Source organism: Nocardia rhizosphaerae (genome assembly GCF_042650365.1).
In the GTDB taxonomy this organism is placed as follows: domain Bacteria; phylum Actinomycetota; class Actinomycetes; order Mycobacteriales; family Mycobacteriaceae; genus Nocardia; species Nocardia rhizosphaerae.
Genome location: NZ_JBHSBA010000015.1, coordinates 1,243,324 through 1,261,914, shown reverse-complemented (window position 1 = coordinate 1,261,914; position 18,591 = coordinate 1,243,324). Strand labels below are relative to the sequence as shown.

Annotated in this window: 10 protein-coding genes; all 10 read left to right on the top strand. The window is 71.5% G+C overall.

The genetic code is table 11. The features are described from left to right. Window positions 1–2: 2 nt before the first annotated feature. The 10 genes from ACFOW8_RS27985 (at window position 3) to ACFOW8_RS27940 (ending at window position 18,588) form a co-directional block, all read left to right on the top strand. The gene (locus ACFOW8_RS27985; RefSeq protein ID WP_378554565.1) at window positions 3–986 is read left to right on the top strand and encodes a WXG100 family type VII secretion target; all 984 of its coding nucleotides are present in this window, start codon (window positions 3–5) and stop codon (window positions 984–986) included. A gap of 27 nt (window positions 987–1,013) precedes the next feature. After that, on the top strand, window positions 1,014–1,685 hold the full coding sequence (locus ACFOW8_RS27980; RefSeq protein ID WP_378554564.1) for an O-methyltransferase: 672 nt from the start codon (window positions 1,014–1,016) through the stop codon (window positions 1,683–1,685). 217 nt (window positions 1,686–1,902) lie between these two features. Continuing rightward, complete coding sequence (locus ACFOW8_RS27975) at window positions 1,903–2,826, top strand: LysR family transcriptional regulator (protein ID WP_378554563.1); 924 nt, start codon at window positions 1,903–1,905, stop codon at window positions 2,824–2,826. An 87-nt stretch (window positions 2,827–2,913) separates the two neighbouring features. Further along, on the top strand, window positions 2,914–4,584 hold the full coding sequence (locus ACFOW8_RS27970) for an AMP-dependent synthetase/ligase (RefSeq protein ID WP_378554562.1): 1,671 nt from the start codon (window positions 2,914–2,916) through the stop codon (window positions 4,582–4,584). Window positions 4,585–4,726: 142 nt separating this feature from the next. After that, a complete protein-coding gene (locus tag ACFOW8_RS27965) occupies window positions 4,727–5,974 on the top strand; it encodes an NAD(P)/FAD-dependent oxidoreductase (protein ID WP_378554561.1) in 1,248 nt (415 codons plus the stop codon). Then, the gene (locus tag ACFOW8_RS27960) at window positions 5,971–6,579 is read left to right on the top strand and encodes an SGNH/GDSL hydrolase family protein (protein WP_378554560.1); all 609 of its coding nucleotides are present in this window, start codon (window positions 5,971–5,973) and stop codon (window positions 6,577–6,579) included. The genes ACFOW8_RS27965 and ACFOW8_RS27960 overlap by 4 nt, the downstream gene beginning before the upstream one ends. 12 nt (window positions 6,580–6,591) lie before the next feature. Next, the gene (locus ACFOW8_RS27955) at window positions 6,592–13,095 is read left to right on the top strand and encodes a beta-ketoacyl synthase N-terminal-like domain-containing protein (RefSeq protein WP_378554558.1); all 6,504 of its coding nucleotides are present in this window, start codon (window positions 6,592–6,594) and stop codon (window positions 13,093–13,095) included. After that, window positions 13,092–15,368: a beta-ketoacyl synthase gene (locus ACFOW8_RS27950; RefSeq protein ID WP_378554557.1), complete on the top strand. Its 2,277-nt coding sequence runs from the start codon at window positions 13,092–13,094 to the stop codon at window positions 15,366–15,368. Before ACFOW8_RS27955 ends, ACFOW8_RS27950 begins: the two co-directional genes overlap by 4 nt. After that, the gene (locus tag ACFOW8_RS27945) at window positions 15,368–16,924 is read left to right on the top strand and encodes a PfaD family polyunsaturated fatty acid/polyketide biosynthesis protein (protein ID WP_378554556.1); all 1,557 of its coding nucleotides are present in this window, start codon (window positions 15,368–15,370) and stop codon (window positions 16,922–16,924) included. Before ACFOW8_RS27950 ends, ACFOW8_RS27945 begins: the two co-directional genes overlap by 1 nt. Continuing rightward, entirely contained in the window at window positions 16,921–18,588 is a 1,668-nt protein-coding gene (locus ACFOW8_RS27940; RefSeq protein WP_378554555.1) for a carboxyl transferase domain-containing protein, read from the top strand. The genes ACFOW8_RS27945 and ACFOW8_RS27940 overlap by 4 nt, the downstream gene beginning before the upstream one ends. Window positions 18,589–18,591 lie beyond the last annotated feature (3 nt).

Sequence of the window (18,591 nt, the reverse complement as noted above, 5' to 3'; positions counted from 1 at the left end):
CGATGGCAGGCGACCAGACCACCGCGGGCCGCTGGCTCAACGAGAACTTCCTGCCGGTCCCCGGCAACGTCGACACCTTCGACGACGCGGCCGCGCCGGAGAACGACCTGCTCAGCGACGGGGTCGACTACCGGGACACCTACTATCAGGAGACCGCGACCGTCCTGCAGAATGTGGGAACACCGGATCTCGGTGCCGAGGAACCCGACGCGGGATTCTTCACCGGAACCCTGATCGGTGACGTCCTGGAAAGCGGTGCCGGCGCCTACCATTCGTCGACCGGCGGCGACGTGATGGGCAAGGTCGACGCCATCTCCCAGGCGGGCGGCACCGCCCGCGACGTGGCCGACGCCGCATCGATCTTCATCCAGGGCATCAAAGGCACCACCACCCTCGCCAAGTTCGATCCGTTCAACTTCCTCGGCTCCCAGCTGATGAGCTGGATGCTCGAACACGTCGAACCGCTGCGCAAGGCGCTGGATTCGGTGAGCGGCAACCCCGACATGGTGCAGGCCTACACCGACTCGTGGCAGGCCATCGGCGAGCACCTCACCGCCACGGCCGAGCAGCTGGCCACCGCCCTGGATTCCGGGATCGGGGAGTGGGCGGGATCGGCCGCGGAGGCCTACCGGGCCAACGCCACCGAACTGGCGGGCAAGATCGCCGAGCAGGGCGCCGTCGCCCAGGTCCTGTCGGACTGCAACACCGGGATGAAGAGCATCGTCGAGGCGGTGCGCGGTGTGATCGTGGAGATCCTGAGCAGTCTGGCCGGCATGCTCGCCGAGGCCACCGCGCTGCTGCTGATCTCGGGCGGCACCGCGACACCCGCGCTGATCGCCCGCGCCCTGTTCGATATCGGGCTGGCCTCGGCCAAGGTCGGGACATTGCTCATCGAGCTCGGCACGGCGCTGGTCGAGGTGAAGAGCCTGGCCTCGGCGGCGGTGCAGGTGGTCAAGGGTGTCGCGGAGGTCGAGACCGCCAAGTAGAGCGGCCATGGTGGCACACTGGCGATCATGACCGACAACGACTGGGCCGAGGTCGACCGGTATCTCGTCGACACCCTCATCGGCGGCGACGGCGCACCCGCGCTCGCGGCCAATGCCGCGGCCGGGTTGCCGCCGATCGACGTGTCGCCGCCACAGGGCAAGTTTCTGCACCTGCTCGCGCGGGCCGCGGGCGCGCGCCGGGTGCTCGAGATCGGCACCCTCGGCGGCTACAGCACCGAATGGCTGGCGCGGGCGGTCGGCGCGGACGGCACCGTGGTCACGCTCGAGTTCGAGCCACGCCATGCCGGGGTGGCACGCGCGAATCTGGACGCGGCCGGGGTCGGCGCGCGCGTCGACATCAGGGTCGGTGCCGCGCTGGACACGCTGCCGCAGGTCGCCGAGGACATGACCGCGCCGTTCGACCTGGTGTTCATCGACGCCGACAAGGTCAACAACGCGAACTACGTGCAGTGGGCGCTGCGGCTGACCCGGCCGGGTTCGGTGATCATCGTCGACAATGTGGTGCGCGGTGGCGCCGTCGCCGACGAGCAGTCCGACGATCCGAACGTGCGGGCCAGCCGCGAGCTGATCGAGCTGCTCGCGGCGGAACCGAGCCTGGACGCGACCGTCGTCCAGACCGTCGGCGCCAAGGGCTGGGACGGGTTCGCCTACGCGGTGGTCGCCGGTTCGGCGCGCTGACCGGGCCACAGTCGGGTAGAATCTGGCGTTCGCCGGCGAGTGTCGCTGCTGTGGCGAGTCTTTCATTCCGCGCGGCCCGGCGCGTCGCGCTCGGCGCGCCGGTTCCCGGTGCGGGTTCACCGACCGGCAACACGCACGGCGACTGCTGGGCGACCGCCATTCATCACCGGTTATCCGGTCTCGATAGCGTGGTGGTACTCGGAAGGAGCCCGGCGTCATGGAATTCCGACACCTAGTTTCGTTCATCACCATCGCCGAAGAGTTGCATTTCGGTCGCGCAGCGCAGCGCCTCCATCTAACCCAACCAAGTCTCAGTGCCCAGCTGCAGAAGCTGGAGAAGTCGCTCGGGGTCCAACTGGTCGCCCGCAACTCCCACGAAGTTCGCCTCACCCCGGCAGGCCGGGAGTTCGAACAGCAGGCCCGCCAGGTCGTCGCCCAGCTCGACCGCGCGGCCCAGGTGGCCAAGGCCACGGCGGAGGGCAGGGCGGGCAGCCTGAACATCGGATACAACCTGCCCGCCAGCAGGCATGTGCTCCCGGAAGCACTGGCCAGGATGACCGAGCGGCACCCCGACATCGTGGTGTCGCTGTGGGAGAAGAGAACCGGCCCGCAGCTGGCAGGCCTCGCCGACGGCTCACTCGATCTGGCCCTGGTCTACGGCCATCCCAGTACCGCGGAGTTCCGGTATCGCCGGCTGCTGCACCGGGTGCCGCTCGTAGCCGTGGTCGGCAGGCGGCACCGATGGGCCGACCGGCCCGGTGTCCCGTTCGCCGAGTTACAGAACCAGGACTGTGTGCTGTTCGCCCGCGAACAGTGTCCGGCGATGTACGACACCATTCTGCGTTCGGCGGCCGAGACCAGGATCTCGCTGAATGTCACGCATACGGCCGACGACCCGGGCGCCACCGCGCACATGGTCTCGGTGCGGCCGCTGGTGGGATTCGCCTCGCTGCCCCGCGCGATTTCGATGGGAATGGGTGTGCCGGGCAGTAGTTCGGTGGCGGTGAAATTGTTCGATCCGGTGCCGACGCTGGATTTGCATGCCGTCTGGCGTGCCGACGAGCCGAATCCCGCCGTCTCGCTTTTCCTGGAATGTATCGAATCGGCACAGCTCGATGATGCCCGCGCGTTGTCGGCCTGAACCTGTCGATAGGACATGACTTTCGTACGGTAGGAACAGTGGCCGCGGCGGCGACGGGAATGGTTGGCGCCGTGAAGAATTCGAGTCGTGAACACAGTGTCTGTCACCGCGAACGGATTCGTTCCCTCCGATTCGTCCAGTCTGTACGCGATTGTTTCCGAGGCGGCACGGCGCGATCGGTCGCGGCTGTCGCTCTGCGCCGCCGACGGCACTGCGCTGAGTGCGGGCGAGCTCGACACCCGGGTCCGTGCCCTGGCCTCGGCCCTGCTGGAACGGCGGGTCGAGCAGGGCGACCGGGTGGCCGTGCTCGGCCGCACCGGCCTGGAGTGGGCGCTGCTCGACTGCGCCGCGCTCGCCGTCGGGGCCGTGGTCGTCCCGGTGTATCCGACCTCGTCGCCCGCGCAGATCGAGCACATCCTGCGTGACAGCGGCAGCCGCTGGTACGCGGCCGAATCCGCCGACGACGCGGCCAGATTGACCACGGTGGGGGCGAGCGGTCCGGTGTGGTCGTTCGACGACATCGCCACCATGGCCGCCGGCACCGCCGAACACCCCGATCTCGACGCGCGTATCGCCGCTGTCGGGGCCGGTGATCTGGCCATGATCGTCTACACCAGTGGCACCACCGGCTTGGCCAAGGGCTGCATGATCAGCCACCGCAACATGTATGTCACCGCGGCCAATACCGCGCGCCAGACCGGTGACCTGTTCGACGGGACGACGGTGCTCGCGCTGCCGCTGTCGCACGTGTTCGGGCAGACCATCCTGTTCGCCTGCCTCTACGGCGGCAGCCGCACATACCTGCTGCCCGGTGTACCCGATCTGGTGCCCGCCCTGGCCAGGCTGCGGCCCACCTTCCTCGCGCTGATCCCGTACGCGCTGGAGAAGATCCGCAAGCACACCCGCACCCTGCTCACCGAGGAGCAGGAGGCCGCGGCGGTCGAGCGCGGCCTGGCCGTGCTCGCCACCCCGGGTGCCGCGCCGGCCCCGGCCGAGGACGCGGTCTCGGCCGCGTTCGGCGGCAGGCTGCGCTACGTGATCTCCGGCGGCGCCTCCCTCGACGACACCACCGCAGGCTTCTACGCCGGGTTCGGCGTGGTGATCCTGAACTGCTACGGCCTCACCGAGGCGGCCACCGCGGTCACCGTGAGCGCACCGGAGACCAACCGGCTCGGCACCGTCGGCAGGCCCATCCCCGGCACCGAGGTCGGCATCGGCCCCGACGGGGAGGTGCTGGTCCGCGGCCCGCACGTCTCGCCCGGCTACTGGGGCGCCGCGGCCGATCAGCGCCCCGTCGACGCGCAGGGCTGGCTGCACACCGGCGACATCGGCGAACTCGACGACGGCCACCTGCGGATCACCGGCCGCAAGAAGGAGATCCTGGTGACCTCCGGCGGCAAGAACGTCGCCCCGACCCCGCTCGAGGACCGGGTGCGCCTGCACCCGCTGGTGAGCAACTGCATGGTCGTCGGCGACGGCCGCCCGTTCGTGACCGCGCTGATCACCCTCGACGCCGATCGGGTGGCGAAATGGCGCGCCGAACATCCCGGCACCGATCCGGCCACCGAGATCCAGGCCGCCGTCGACGACGCCAATTCGCTGGTGTCGCGGCCCGAATCGATTCGCGCGTTCCGGGTCGTCGACGGCGATTTCACTGTCGAGGCCGGCCTGCTCACCTCCTCGCTGAAATTGCGCAGGGCCGCGATCGTCGCCGCCTATTCGACGGAGATAGATCAGCTCTACGTGTCGCGCGGGTAACGCGCCACGAAATTCTCCCAGCGGTCCCGCCGACGATAGCCGGGACCGATCGGCCGATGAATTGCGGTGCCCAGCAGTGGTTTCCGCATTCCACCGGCGACACACTCGAAATCGGAATTCGACTATCGAAAGTGATCACATCATGTATGACGTCATCGTCGTCGGAACCCGGGTCGCGGGCTCGCCGCTGGCCATGCTGCTGGCCCGTCAGGGGCACCGGGTGCTCGCCGTGGATCGCGCGAGCTTTCCCAGCGACACCCCGTCCACGCACTACATCCATCAGGCCGGTCTCGGCTTCCTGAAGTCCTGGGGCCTGCTCGACGCGGTGGCCGCGGGCTGCCCGCCGATCCGCCACCTGAACTTCACCTACACCGACATCGCGATCCCCGGCATGGCCGATCCGTCGGCCGACGGCATCGACGCCGTGTACTGCCCGCGCCGCACCGTGCTGGACAAGATCCTGGTCGACGCGGCGGGGGAGTCCGGCGCCGAGGTGATCGAGGGCTTCACCGTCACCGGCCTGCTGCGCGATGGTGACAGTGTGGCGGGAATCCGCGGCCGGGTCGGTGACGGCCCGGAGCAGGAGTTCCGCGCGAAGCTGGTCGTCGGTGCCGACGGCTCGAACTCGATCGTCGCCAAGGAGGTCGGCGCGGCCACCTACGAGGGGTCGCCCGCCGCCTGCTTCATCTACTACTCGTACTACGAGGGTGTGGACTGGGGTATGCACCACCGCACCGGGTTCGGCGAGCAGCAGTTCGCCTCCTGGCCGACCAACGACGACCTGGCCCTGGTCGCCGTGATGCGCAAGCGTGACCGGTTCCGCGACTTCCGCACCGATCCCGACGCGGGCGTGCAGGAGATCGTCGACCAGATCGACCCCGAGATCGGTGCGCGGCTGCGCGAGACCGGCAAGCGGGTCGAGCCGTTCCGGCCGATGCTGTACCCGGACAACTACCGCCGCCAGTCCTTCGGTCCCGGCTGGGCTCTGGTCGGCGACGCCGGTTACCACAAGGACCCGTTCACCGGCTGGGGTATCACCGATGCCTTCAAGTACAGCCAGCTGCTGGCCGATCTGGTGCACGAAAGCCTCTCGGGCGCGCGCCCGTTCGCCGAGACCATGCCGGAGTACCAGCGCGAGCGTGACGCCCAGAGCGCCAGCACCTACGAGCTGACCCAGTCGATCTCGGAGCTCACGCTGACCCCGTACTACGACTCGGTGTTCCGCGCGGCGAGCATGAGCGAGCATTACTCGAAGAAGTTCTTCGGGCTGATCGCCGGCCTGTACCCGCCGGACAAGTTCTTCGGTGAGGCCGAGCTGACGGCGCTCTACGAAGAGGTGAACTTTCCGGTCGCCGACCGGCATGTGGTGAATACCGGGGTGTCGGCGTGATCGCGGCCGGCCTGACGGCGCTGGGGGACAGCTTCGTGGAGGGCCGCGGCGACCCAGCCGCGGCGGGTGGCTACCGGGGCTGGGTCTCGCGCCTGGGCGGGCAGCTCGGGTTGCGGCCCGCCACGATCCACAACTTCGGCACCCACGGCGCCACCACCGGCGATGTCGTGGCGAGCCAGCTCGCCGCGGCCACCTCGTCGGCGCGGGCCGGCCTCTACGGTGTGGTTGTCGGCGTGAACGACCTGGTCAGCGCGTATGACGAGGCTCGTTTCGCCGACAACCTGCACACCCTGTTCTCGACCTTGCGGGCGCGGGAAGCCACTGTCTTCACCGCCAGCTACCCCGATATCCCCGCGCGGCTGCCCGTCCCCGACGGTTTCCGTGCCCTGCTGCGGGAGCGTTTCGCCACCGCCAACGATGTCCTCGCCCGGGTCACCGACGACACCGGCACCCTGTTGCTCGATATCGCCGCCAGGCCCGAATGGGCCAGGCCGGAGGTGTGGACCGCCGACGGTCTGCACCCGAGTCCGGTGGGCCACCGCCTGTTCGCCGCCGCCGCGGCCGAACTGATCGCCTCGGCCACCGCTACCACCGTCGCCGCCTGAGAGGAACCTTCCGTGACAGACGAACGACGCCTGGCACGCGACCCGATCGCCATTGTCGGGATGTCGGGTCTGCTGCCCAAGGCACACACCCACCGCGAGTACTGGCAGAACATCATCGACGGCGTCGACTGCACCTCCGAGGTGCCCGCGTCGCGCTGGAGCCTGGAGGACTACTACGACGCCGATCGAGCGGCACCGGACAAGACCTATTCGCGCCGTGGCGCGTTCCTGCCCGACGTGGATTTCGATCCGCTCGAGTTCGGCATGCCGCCGAACCAGCTCGAGGTCACCAGCACCATGCAGACCCTGAGCCTCGGCGTCGCGCGGGATCTGCTGGCCGACGCAGGCGCGACAGGCTCGCAGTGGTACGACCCGGCCCGCACCGGCGTGGTGCTCGGTACCACCGGTCCGGTGCCGCTGATGCATCCGCTGGCCGCGCGCCTTTCCACCCCGGTCCTGGTGGAAGCGGCGCGTTCGGTCGGGTTGTCCGATGCCGACGCCGCGGAGATCTCGCGCCGGTTCGCCGCCGCGTTCGCGCCGTGGGAGGAGAACTCGTTCCCCGGTCTGCTGGCCAATGTGGTGGCGGGCCGGGTCGCCAACCGGCTCGGCCTCGGCGGCATGAACTGCACCGTCGACGCGGCCTGCGCGGCGTCGCTGGCCGCGATCCGCACCGCGATCGCCGAACTGCAGGACGGCCGCGCCGACATGATGATCACCGGTGGCGTCGACACCGAGAACTCGATCTTCATCTACCTGTGCTTCAGCAAGGTCGGCGCGCTCTCGCCGACCGGCCGGATCAGCCCGTTCTCGGCCGCCGCCGACGGCACCCTGCTCGGTGAGGGCATCACCATGCTCGCGCTGCGCCGCCTCGCCGACGCCCGACGCGACGGCAACCGGGTCTACGCGGTGATCCGCGGACTCGGGTCCTCCAGCGACGGCCGGGCCAAGAGCATCTACGCGCCGGTCGCCGCCGGTCAGCGGGTGGCGCTGGAGCGGGCCTACGCCGACGCCGAGTGCTCGCCCGCCGATGTCGAGCTGATCGAGGCGCACGCCACCGGCACCGCCGTCGGCGACAAGACCGAGCTCACCGCGCTGAAAGGTCTGCTCGCCGACGCGAGTTCGGAGACCGGGTTCGCCGCGCTCGGCAGCGTGAAATCGCAGATCGGGCATACCAAGGGCGCCGCGGGCACCGCGGGCGTGATGAAGCTGGCCCTGGCGCTGCACCAGAAGGTGCTGCCGTCGACGATCAATGTCGACGCGCCCAACAGCGAGATCGACGCCGCGCAGACCCCGTTCTACGTCAACACCAAGACCCGGCCGTGGGTGCTCGACCCGCAGCGCCCGGTGCGCAGGGCCGCCGCCTCGGCGATGGGCTTCGGCGGCACCAACTTCCACCTGGTGCTCGAGGAAGCCGACGGCGAACGCGGACCGGTCATGCACCGGGTGCCGCGCGCGCACCTGTGGCACGCGGCGGATGTCGCGAGCCTGATCGACGTGGTGCGCAGCACGCCGGGCACCGACGGCGGCGAGATCCCCGCCGACCACGCCAGGATCGGCTTCGTCTCCGTCGACGACGACACCGCAGCCGACCTGCGCGCGCTCGCGGTCGACGAATTGGTGCGCCAGCCCGATGCCGCGCAGTGGGACCACCCGGAAGGGGTGTACTTCCGTGCTCGCGCGCTGGCGGAGCCGAAGATCGGTGTGCTGTTCGCAGGCCAGGGCAGCCAGTACGTGGACATGGGCCTGGAGACGGCGCTGAACAATCCGCCGGTGGGTGCGGCCTTCGACGCCGCCAACGCGGCCTTCGTCGGTGCGCCGCAACGGCTGGGCGCGGTGGTGTTCCCGCCGCCCGCGTTCACCGAGCAGACCCGCGCCGCGCAGGAATTGGCCCTGCGCCGTACCGAATTCGCGCAGCCCGCGATCGGCGCGCTGGCGGCCGGGCAGTTCCGGGTGCTCACCGAGTTCGGGTTGCGGGCGCACGGCTACCTCGGGCACAGCTTCGGTGAGCTGACCGCGCTGTGGGCCTCCGGTGCGCTGAGCACCGCGGACTTCTACACCCTGGCCAGGGCGCGCGGCGCCGCCATGACGGTCGCCGACGATGTCGAGGCGGGCACCATGGTGGCCGTCAACGCGCCGCGCGATGAGGTCGCCGCGGCCATCGGTGATCTCGACGACGTGTGGATCTGCAATCACAACGCGCCCGACCAGATCGTGGTCGGCGGTGGCCCCGACGGGATCGCGGCCTTCGTCGCACGCAGTGCCGAGAAGGGCTGGGCCACCAGGGATCTGCCGGTGGCCGCCGCCTTCCATACCCCCTATGTGGCGCATGCGGCTACCGAGTTCGGTGCCGCCGTCGCCGACATCGACATCGTCGAGCCGGATGCGCCGGTGTACGCCGACACCGCGGGCGCGTCCTACGGTGCCGACGTCGCCGCCAACCGGGCGACCCTCACCGCGCAGCTGAGCCGGCCGGTGGAGTTCGTCGACGCGCTGCGGGCCATGTACGCCGACGGCTGCACCGTGTTCGTCGAATGCGGCCCCAAACAGGTCCTCACCTCGCTGGTGCGCCGCACCCTCGGCGACGACGTGATCGCCTTCGCCACCGACTCGGGGCCGATCGGCAACGGTGACGTCGCGCTGAAACGGGCGGCCGTCCGCCTGGCGGTCCTCGGTGTGCCGCTCGGCGGCATCAACCGCTACGCCGACCCGGCCCCCGCGCCGACCACGCCCGCGGCGGGGCGGATGACGGTGACCCTGTCGGCTCCGGAATACGTCCCAGAGACCAGGCGCGTGGCCTATGCCGACGTCCTGTCCGGTGACTACCGGCTGGAACTCGCGGCCGGCAGCGATGGGGCGGCGCCCGTCGAGCACGGGTCCGAGACCGGGCTACCCGCGTTCACCGCGAACGGCGGTCCGGCCGCTGGACTTCCCGAACGCCAACCCGCCCAGGATGTTTCGGCAGCCTCTCCGGCGCCGTCGACCACGGTGGCCGTCGCCGAGTTCACACCGTCCCCGCACCAGCCTGTAGTACCCCAGACCGTGGAGGAACAGCTCGTGACCATCCCCGCCGACCCGCTCGACTCCGCCCTGGTGCAGCACCTCGACACGCACCGGCAGTACCTGGACGGCCAGCTCGATCTGGCGCGGGGGCTGGCCGGCGCGCTCGGTTCCGGTGCCCTCGACGAGCGCACCCTGCGGGCCATCGAGGCGGTGAAGGACCACGGCGTCGCGATCAGCGAGAGCCACGCGCAGGCCAGCTCCGTCCTCGGCCGGCTCGCCGAATTGGAGGTGGGCTCCGCGCCCCGCGCCGTGACCGCCACCCGAGTCGAGCCCCGTGCTCTCCCCGCCCCCCAAGCACTGTCGGCGCCCACCGCGGCCCCGGCTGTGCCGGGGAACGGGCAGGCGTCCGGTCAGCAAGGTGGCGGGACTCCGGTCGACCACCAGACGAGCGCTGTCGCCCCGACCGGCGGACCGGTCGGCACCGCCCCGCAGGCCGGAGCTGTCGGTGCTCAGGGACTTCCGGCGGCGACGGTGCCGGCGGCGAACCCGTCCGGTTCGGCCGCATCGATCGGCGACGAATCCGGCCAGGGCACGAGCGGCGCGCAGGCGGCGGATCGGGATGCCATTCGTGGGGCGCTGCGCGAGGTGGTCGCCGACAAGACCGGGTATCCGGTCGAGATGGTCGACCCGACCATGGATCTGGAAGCGGATCTGGGTGTGGATTCGATCAAGCGGGTGCAGGTGATCGGTGCGCTGCAGGAGCGGTTCCCGAACCTGCCGAATCTCGGCCCCGAGCAGCTGGGCACCCTGCGCACTCTCGACCAGATCGCCGACCTGCTCGGCGCCGGCGACAGTGCCGGCGGGACGGTGGCGACGGGCAGCGCGGCCACTGCCGCGACCGATACCGGCACGACGTCGTCCGACGGTGCCGTGACCGCCGACACCCTGCGCCAGGCGCTGCGCGAAGTAGTCGCAGACAAGACCGGGTACCCAGTCGAGATGGTCGACCCCACGATGGATCTGGAAGCGGATCTGGGTGTGGATTCGATCAAGCGGGTGCAGGTGATCGGCACGCTGCAGGAACGGTTCCCGAACCTACCCAGCCTCGGTCCCGAACAGCTCGGGACCCTGCGTTCGCTGGATCAGATCGTGGCCGAGCTGGCCGGGGGTGATGTCCACCCAAAAGCTGAGGCCGCGGCCGAAACGTCGCGGCACGTCGTCGAACTCGTCACGCTGGCGCCGGTCGATCCGGCGGTGGATCCGTACCGGCCGGCAGGTCGCGCGCTGGTGGTCTGCCTCGATCCGTCGGCCGAGACCGACAGCGAAGCCGTCGAGGAGGCGCTGCGCGAGCGGAGCTGGACGGTGCGGCGAATCGGCCCGGACGACACCGTGAGCGGCCAGGCGGAGGTGTGCATCGTCGTCGCGGGTGTCGCCGCCGAATGGGATCAGGCCGAACGCGTTCTCACCGAGGCGATCCTGGTGAGCGGCCGGGTCCTGCCCGCGCTGCGCGAGGCGAGCGGCCGGGCGGGCTTTGTCACCGTCACCCGGCTCGACGGCCACCTCGGCCTGCTCGGCGACGCCGAGCCGGTCGCCGCGCTGCTCGGCGGGCTCGGCGGTGTGGTGAAGACACTGGCCGCCGAGGAACCGGCGCTGTTCTGCCGCGCTCTCGACATCGCCCCGGCGGCGACGCCGGGCCGGGTGGCCCAGATCGTGCTCGAGGAGCTGTGTGACGCCGCGATCGACACCGTCGAGGTCGGCGTCGACGGGTCAGGTGTGCGCCGCACCCCGGTACCGAGTGCGCACAAACCCGCGATCACCACCGAGATCGTCAGCGCCGGAGCGGAATCGGCGCCTTCGGTACTGACCGCCGACGACGTCGTGCTGGTGACCGGCGGTGCGCGCGGGGTCACCGCGACCTGTGTGCTCGCCCTCGCCGAGCACAGCACGGCGCGGTTCGTGCTGCTCGGGCGGACCAGGCTCGCCGACGAACCGGATTGGGCCGTCGGCGTCGCCGACGCCGACCTCAAGCCCGCCGCGGTGCGGGCCTTGGCCGGAACCGGTGTCACGCCGCGCGACATCGACCGGGCGTGTGCGGAGATCCGGGCGATCCGTGAGATCCACGCCACCCTGGCCACTCTCGGTGAACGTGCCGAGTACCTGGCGGTGGACGCCACCGACGCCACCGCGCTGGCCGCCGCGCTCGCCCCGTGGCGCGACACGATCACCGGCGTCGTGCACGGCGCCGGTGTGCTCGCCGACTCGCTGATCCCGGACAAGACCGCCGAGTCGATCGGCCGGGTCCTTCGCCCCAAGCTCGGCGGCCTGGCAGCGGTCCTCGCCGCCGTCGGGGCGCCGAAGGATCTGGTGCTGTTCACCTCGGTCGCCGGGCTGTTCGGCAATACCGGACAGGCCGACTACGCCGCCGCTAACGAGGCGCTGTGCCGCTTCGCGGTGAGCTGGCGGCGCAGGCATCCCGGCCACCGCGTCACCGCCCTGGACTGGGGCGCCTGGGACGGCGGCATGGTGACCGCCGAACTGCGCGAGCACTTCCGGACCAGAGGCATCCCGCTGCTCGAGCCCGCCGCGGGCGCGGCCGCGTTCACCGCGCAGTTCACCACCGAGCGCAGGCCGGAACCGGTGCTGCTGGTCGGCGCGGCGACCGCGCTGTCGACCGGGCAGCGGCCCGCCGCCCCGGTCAGGGCCAGGCGCGACGTGCGCGGTCTGACCGACGAGCCCGTGATCGCGGCGCACCGGATCGGCGAGCACATCGTGCTGCCCGCCACCTTCGGGCTCGGCGCGATGATCAACCTCGCCGAGCGCACCCGGCCCGGGCTCGGCGTGATCGAGGTCAGGGACTACCAGGTCCTCAAGGGTCTGGTGTTCGATCATCCGATCACCGCGGTCGAGCTCGAGCTCGATCCGGTTCCCGACATCGACGGCCGGACGGCGGTGCGCGCCACCGTCTTCGGTGACAAGGCCGCCCATTTCCGGGCGACCCTGCTGCTGGCGGCCGAGCCCGCCGAGGCGGAGCGCGGGCCGGTGGTGGCCGGTCCCGGCTCCGACGCCGCCTGGATCTACACCGAGGCGGTGCAGTTCCACGCCCCGGCCTTGCAGGGCCTGCGGGCCGTCAGGGCCGAGAGCGAGCGCGCGATCGTGTTCGAGTGCTTCCTGCCCACCGGCCCGGTCGCCGGCGGCGCCTACGCGGGCAGACTGCACGACCCGGTCGCCGCCGACCTGATCCTGCAGGGGCCGCCCGTCCTCGGGCACCGCCTGCTCGGCGCGGCCTGCCTGCCGCTCGGGGTCGGCCGGATCGACTATCACCACCCGCTGCCGACGGACGCACCGTTCGTACTCGTGGTCGACAACCCACGTGCCACCCGGCTCGAAGCCCGCATCGACGCGACCGCGCTGTCCACCGACGGCACAGTGCTGCAACGGTTCTCGGACGTCACCGTGCTCACGACGCCCGACCTGACGGACAAGTTCCAGACCTCGGTGAGGAAGTGGACCCGATGACAGTTCTCGATTTCGACGGCATCGCCTTCGACCCGGTGGGCACACCGGCGGCCCCCACTGCCATGGACTCGAACGCCGCGTCCCCGGTCGCCGAGGCGATGTCGGGGGAGCGGACGGGTTGGCCCGCCGACGCGCCGACTGTTCCGGCGGCACCGGCGACGACCGGCCATCGGCACGCGACAGGTTCCCTGCCTGCCGACACTGGTGGCCACGACGCGGCGGCGCAGGCCCTCGTCGGCACCGCGCCGGTCGCCACCGGCTCCTTGCTGCCGCCGTCGGGCGCGCTGCCGGTCGGCCAGGTCGGGCAACCGGGAGCCGACCGGACGACGGTGGACTCCGCGGCGGCAGCATCGCCCGGCCCGATCGCCGACCTGCGCGCCGGTCTCGTCACCGCGCACCGCGCGGCCCTCGGCGCGCAGCTCGCCCTGCAGCGAGCGGTGTGGGACCGCGCGGTTGGCGGCGTCGCACCGGCGGAAGCCGGGCTGATCGGCGCGGGTCCCGGCTCCGGGCCCACCGCGACGGCCGAGACCGGGTCGCGCCAGGCAGGCGTGCGGTTCGGTACCGCGGGCACTGAAGTCGACGGAGCGGCCGCGCGGTCAGGGTCGGCGGTAGCCCCCGCGACCGGCCATGAGCGTCCGACGGCAGCGCGCGAGGGGGCGTTCAAGCCGCTCGCGCGCAGCGACCGCACTCGCCTCGACGGCGCCGCGCTGGCGCTGCTGGCCGAGGGCGCGATCCCCGCGGTCTTCGGGCCGTCGCACGACCGCGCGGGCGTCCCCGTCGCGGCGCGACTGGCCGGGGGAGAACCCCTGGTGCTCACCGGGGTCGAGCTGATCGAGCTCTACGGCGGCGCCGGCGACGGCCTGGTGCGCGCGACCTACCAGGGCACTCCCGGCGCCGCCGCCCGGCAGGCCGCGGAGGTGTTCGCGCTGTTCACCGGCATGCACCTGTGCCTGTCGGGCAGCACGCTGACCGGGGCGACGCCGGTGGTGACCGGACCAACCCGGGGCACGGTCGAGCTGATCGTGTCCGGCGTGGATCTCGTTCCGCGCCCGCATGTCCGTGGCACCGCGCGCATCGATGGTGGTCAGGACGTGGCGGTCGAGGTGGTCGTCACCGAGGCGCCGGGCGCGGGTGTCGGCCCGGGGCAGGCGGTGCCGAGCCTGCTGCTCAACGAGTTCCACATGACCCATCTCGCCCGTGGTGACCAGGCGATCGCGATGGGACCGGAGTTCGCGCCCTACACCGGCGTGCGCGCCACCCGCCTGCCCACCGGCGGTCTGCTCCTGGTCGATCGGGTGCTCGACTTCGACGGCGCGCGTGGCACTCTCGATGCCGCGTCGTACACCACCGAGTACGACTCACCGGCCGATTCCTGGTACTACGCCGACACCGCCAACGAGTCCATGCCGCACTTCGTGTACATGGAGACCTCGTTGCAGGCGGCCCTGCTGATGGGCTACTACGCGGGGCCGACCCTCACCCAGCCCGGCACCACCCTGAGCCTGCGCAATCTCGGCGGCACCGCGACCGTGCTGCGGCAGGTGGATCCGCGCGATCGCACCATCGCGCAATGCTCCCGCCTGCTGTCGACCACGATCCTGCCCGGCTCCTCGCTGCAGACCTTCGACTACACGCTCAGTATCGACGACGAGCCGTTCTACACCGGCGAGACCATGTTCGGCTATTTCAGCGACGAGGCGCTCGCCAACCAGACCGGCCTCGACGCGGGCAGACAGGCACCGAGCTGGCTGGCCGAGCATCCGGCGGCCGAGATCCGCACGATCGACGTGGCCGCCCGCCGCGCCGACCCACGCGCACCGCTGTGCTCGCGTCGCACCCTGTCCCTCGTCGACCGCGTCGAGGTGGTCGACGGCGGCGGGAAACACGGTGCGGGATACCTGCATTCGCTGCGACCCATCGACCCCGAGGACTGGTTCTTCGCCCGCCACTTCCACCTCGACCCGGTGATTCCCGGCTCGCTCGGCGTCGAATCGGTGATCCACGCCGTGCAGGAATGGCTGCTCGACGCAGGCCACGCCGCGGGGATGACCGACCCCGTGTTCCGCATCCCGGCCGACATCCCGTTCAGCTGGCGCTACCGCGGCCAGTTCCTGCCCACCGACGGCACCGTCGAACTCGAAGCGCACATCAAGGCAGTGCACCACGGCGCGCACGGGGTGACCGCCGTGGTCGACGGCTCGCTGTGGAAGCCGGGCCTGCGGATCTACGAGGTCACCGACCTCGCCGTCGAACTCGTCGATCGGAGACCGTGATGACCGCCCTGCGGACCCTGGCGATGGCGACCACCGTCGACCAGATCACCGCCCTGCTGCTGGACCTGGACTCCCCGGTGTGGATCGTGCGCACCGGCGACCAGGTCGGTGCCACCGCCGACGACACCGTCGCCGCCCGCGCGCAGGTGCTCGCCGCCGTCGGTCCACTGCCCCCGGAACGCCTCGGCGACAGCGCCTTCCGCGCCGAGCACGGCGTCAAGGCGGCCTATGCCGCCGGCGCCATGGCCAACGGCATCGCCGCGCCCGAGCTGGTGACGGCGATGGCGCGGGCCGGCTACCTCGCCGCCTACGGTGCGGCGGGCGTCGCGCCGGGCACGGTCGACGCCGCGCTGGCGGGTCTGGCGGCCGAACTCGGCGGACAACCGTTCGCCTGCAACCTCATCCACAGTCCCAGCGAGCCCGCGCTCGAACGCGCCATCGTCGACGCGTGTCTGCGGCACGGTGTGCGCTGCGTGGAGGCCTCGGCTTTCATGGACCTCACCGCCGAGGTGGTGCGCTATCGGGCCGCGGGCCTGACCGTCGACCGGCACGGCGGTATCGAACGCGGACACCGGGTGATCGCCAAGGTCTCCCGCGTCGAGGTCGCCGACCTGTTCCTGCGGCCCGCGCCGGTGCGGCTGCTGCGCGAACTGGTGAGCGCGGGCGCGATCACCGCCGAGCAGGCCCGGCTGGCCGAGCAGGTGCCCATGGCCGATGACATCACCGCCGAAGCCGACTCCGGCGGCCACACCGACCGCAGGCCGCTGACCGTGCTGCTGCCGGAGCTGATCGCCGCGCGCGACCGCACCACGGGTGCGCAGCGGGTCAGAGTCGGTGCCGCGGGCGGCATCGGCACCCCCGATGCCGTCGCGGCGGCGTTCGGCCTCGGCGCCGCGTATGTGGTCACCGGCTCGGTGAACCAGGCGGCCAGGGAAGCGGCGCAGTGCGCCGCGACCAAGTCCCTGCTCGCGAAAGCCGAGTTCGCCGACTGCGCCATGTCGCCGTCGTCGGACATGTTCGAACTCGGTGTGCAGGTACAGGTATTGCGCCGCGGCACCATGTTCGCCGCCCGCGCCCAACGTCTCTACGACACCTACCGCGCCTACGACGGCCTCGACGCGCTGCCCGCCCCGCTGCGTGCCGAACTGGAGCGCACCCTGTTCCGCAGGCCGCTCGACGAGGTGTGGGGCGACTGCGTGCGCTACTTCACCGAACGCGATCCGGCCCAGCTCGCCGGGGCCGAACAGGATCCGAAAGCCAAGATGGCGTTGGTGTTCCGCTGGTATCTGGGCCTGTCCTCGGGCTGGAGTATCCGTGGCGAGGCCGACCGGGTGGCCGACTACCAGATCTGGTGTGGGCCCGCGATGGGCGCGTTCAACACCTGGGCCGCGGGCACCCATCTGGCCGCACCGGAGAACCGCGCGGTGGCCGAGATCGCCGGCCAGCTCATGTACGGCGCGGCCTACCTCACTCGCGTCGCCCAGTTGCGCACCGCGGGTGTGCGGCTGCCTGCCGCCTGCGCCCGCTATGTTCCGCGTCCCATGGCGGACCGGTGACCGTCGCAGACATCGAAACCGCGACCACCGGCACCGCCTGGGCGCTGTGCCCGAGCTGCGATCGGATGATCTACCGCAAGCGCTACGAGCGGGCTCACCGGGTGTGCCCGGAATGCGACGGCCACGGCATGCTCACCGCCGCCCAGCGCATCGCCTTGCTGCTCGACCCGGACTCGGCGCAGCCGATCGCCACCGCGGACACTGTCACCGGCGCCTGCCCCGAACGCGGCGCCGCCGCACCTGAGGTCACAGCGCTGCCCGCGGCGATCGGCTGTGTCCGAGGCACCGTCGGCGGTACCCCGATCGTGCTGGCCGTCATGGACTTCCGGTCCCGCGGCGGCAGTTCGGGCCGTGCCGTCGGTGCGGCGGTCACCGCGGCGGCCGCGGCGGCGCTCGCCGATCGCGCGCCGCTGGTCGTCGTCACCGCGTCCGGGGGTGAGCGCAGGCAGGAGGGCATCGCCGCGCTCCTGCAGACGGCCGAGGCCAGCCGCGCGCTGCGCCGCCTCGACGCCGCGGGCGTACCCACCATCTCGGTGATCACCGACCCGACCGACGGCGGTATCGTGGCCTCCTTCGCCACCTCGACCGACATCATCGTCGCCGAACCCGGCGCGCGGCTCGGCTTCACCGGGCCGCGAGCGATCCAGCAGACCGCAGGCCAGACCCTGCCCGCCGGTGTCCAGACCGCGGAATCCTTACTCGCGCACGGCATCGTCGACATGATCTGCCACCGAACGTCGCTGCGCATCCGCCTCGCCCGGCTGGTCGAGGCAGCCGACCGCCCGCCGCGTCGCGCGGCACCCGGCGACGTGGCCGCCGTCGGCACCGACCCGGCCGCGCCGACCGCGCGGGAACCGTGGGATCGAGTACGTGCCGCCCGCCGCCGGGACCGCCCGACCGGCCTGGACTACTTCACGACGGTCTTCGACGACTTCGTCGAACTGCACGGCGACCGCATGTCCGCCGACTGCCCCGCGCTGATCGCCGGAACGGCCCGGCTCGACGGTCTCCCGGTGGTGGTGCTCGGCACCCGGAAAGGGCACACCGGCCCCGAGCTCACCGCGCGCAACTACGGCATGCTCACCCCCGCCGGCCACCGCAAGGCGGTGCGGATCATGCGGTTGGCCGCGAAACTCGGCAGGCCGGTCGTCGCCCTCGTCGACACCGCGGGTGCGCACCCCGGCATCGAAGCGGAGGAACAGGCTCAGGCCGTCGCCATCGCCGAGTCACTGGACCTGCTCGCCGAGCTGCCGGTTCCGGTGGTCGCCGTGATCACCGGGGACGCCGACAGCGGCCGAACGCTCGCGCTGGCGCTCGCCGACCGGGTCCTGGTGTGCGGGAACGCGAGCTACTCGGTCATCAGCCCGCAAGAGTGCGCCACCATCAGGTGGAAGGCCTCCGCCGCGGCGCCGAAGGTGGCCGCCGGGTTGCGAGTCGACGCCGTCGCCCTGCTCGAACTCGGCATCGCCGACGCCATCGTCCCCGAACCCGAAGGCGGTGCCGACCGCGATCCCGTCGCCGCGGCCGCCCTGCTGCAGCGAGCGCTGCGCCAGGCCGTACACGAGCTGCGCGACCTGCCGACCGCGGACCTGATCACCCAGCGGCACAGCCGCTTCCGCGGCGACAGCCCGAACCGCACCGAGAACATGGCGACCGACGAGTAACGC

What these genes read in the sequence shown, in the direction of transcription:
- ACFOW8_RS27985 (WP_378554565.1), top strand. Translation starts at nt 3, where the DNA reads ATGGCAGGCGACCAGACCACCGCGGGCCGCTGGCTCAACGAGAACTTC.
- ACFOW8_RS27980 (WP_378554564.1), top strand. Translation starts at nt 1,014, where the DNA reads ATGACCGACAACGACTGGGCCGAGGTCGACCGGTATCTCGTCGACACC.
- ACFOW8_RS27975 (WP_378554563.1), top strand. Translation starts at nt 1,903, where the DNA reads ATGGAATTCCGACACCTAGTTTCGTTCATCACCATCGCCGAAGAGTTG.
- ACFOW8_RS27965 (WP_378554561.1), top strand. Translation starts at nt 4,727, where the DNA reads ATGTATGACGTCATCGTCGTCGGAACCCGGGTCGCGGGCTCGCCGCTG.
- ACFOW8_RS27950 (WP_378554557.1), top strand. Translation starts at nt 13,092, where the DNA reads ATGACAGTTCTCGATTTCGACGGCATCGCCTTCGACCCGGTGGGCACA.
- ACFOW8_RS27945 (WP_378554556.1), top strand. Translation starts at nt 15,368, where the DNA reads ATGACCGCCCTGCGGACCCTGGCGATGGCGACCACCGTCGACCAGATC.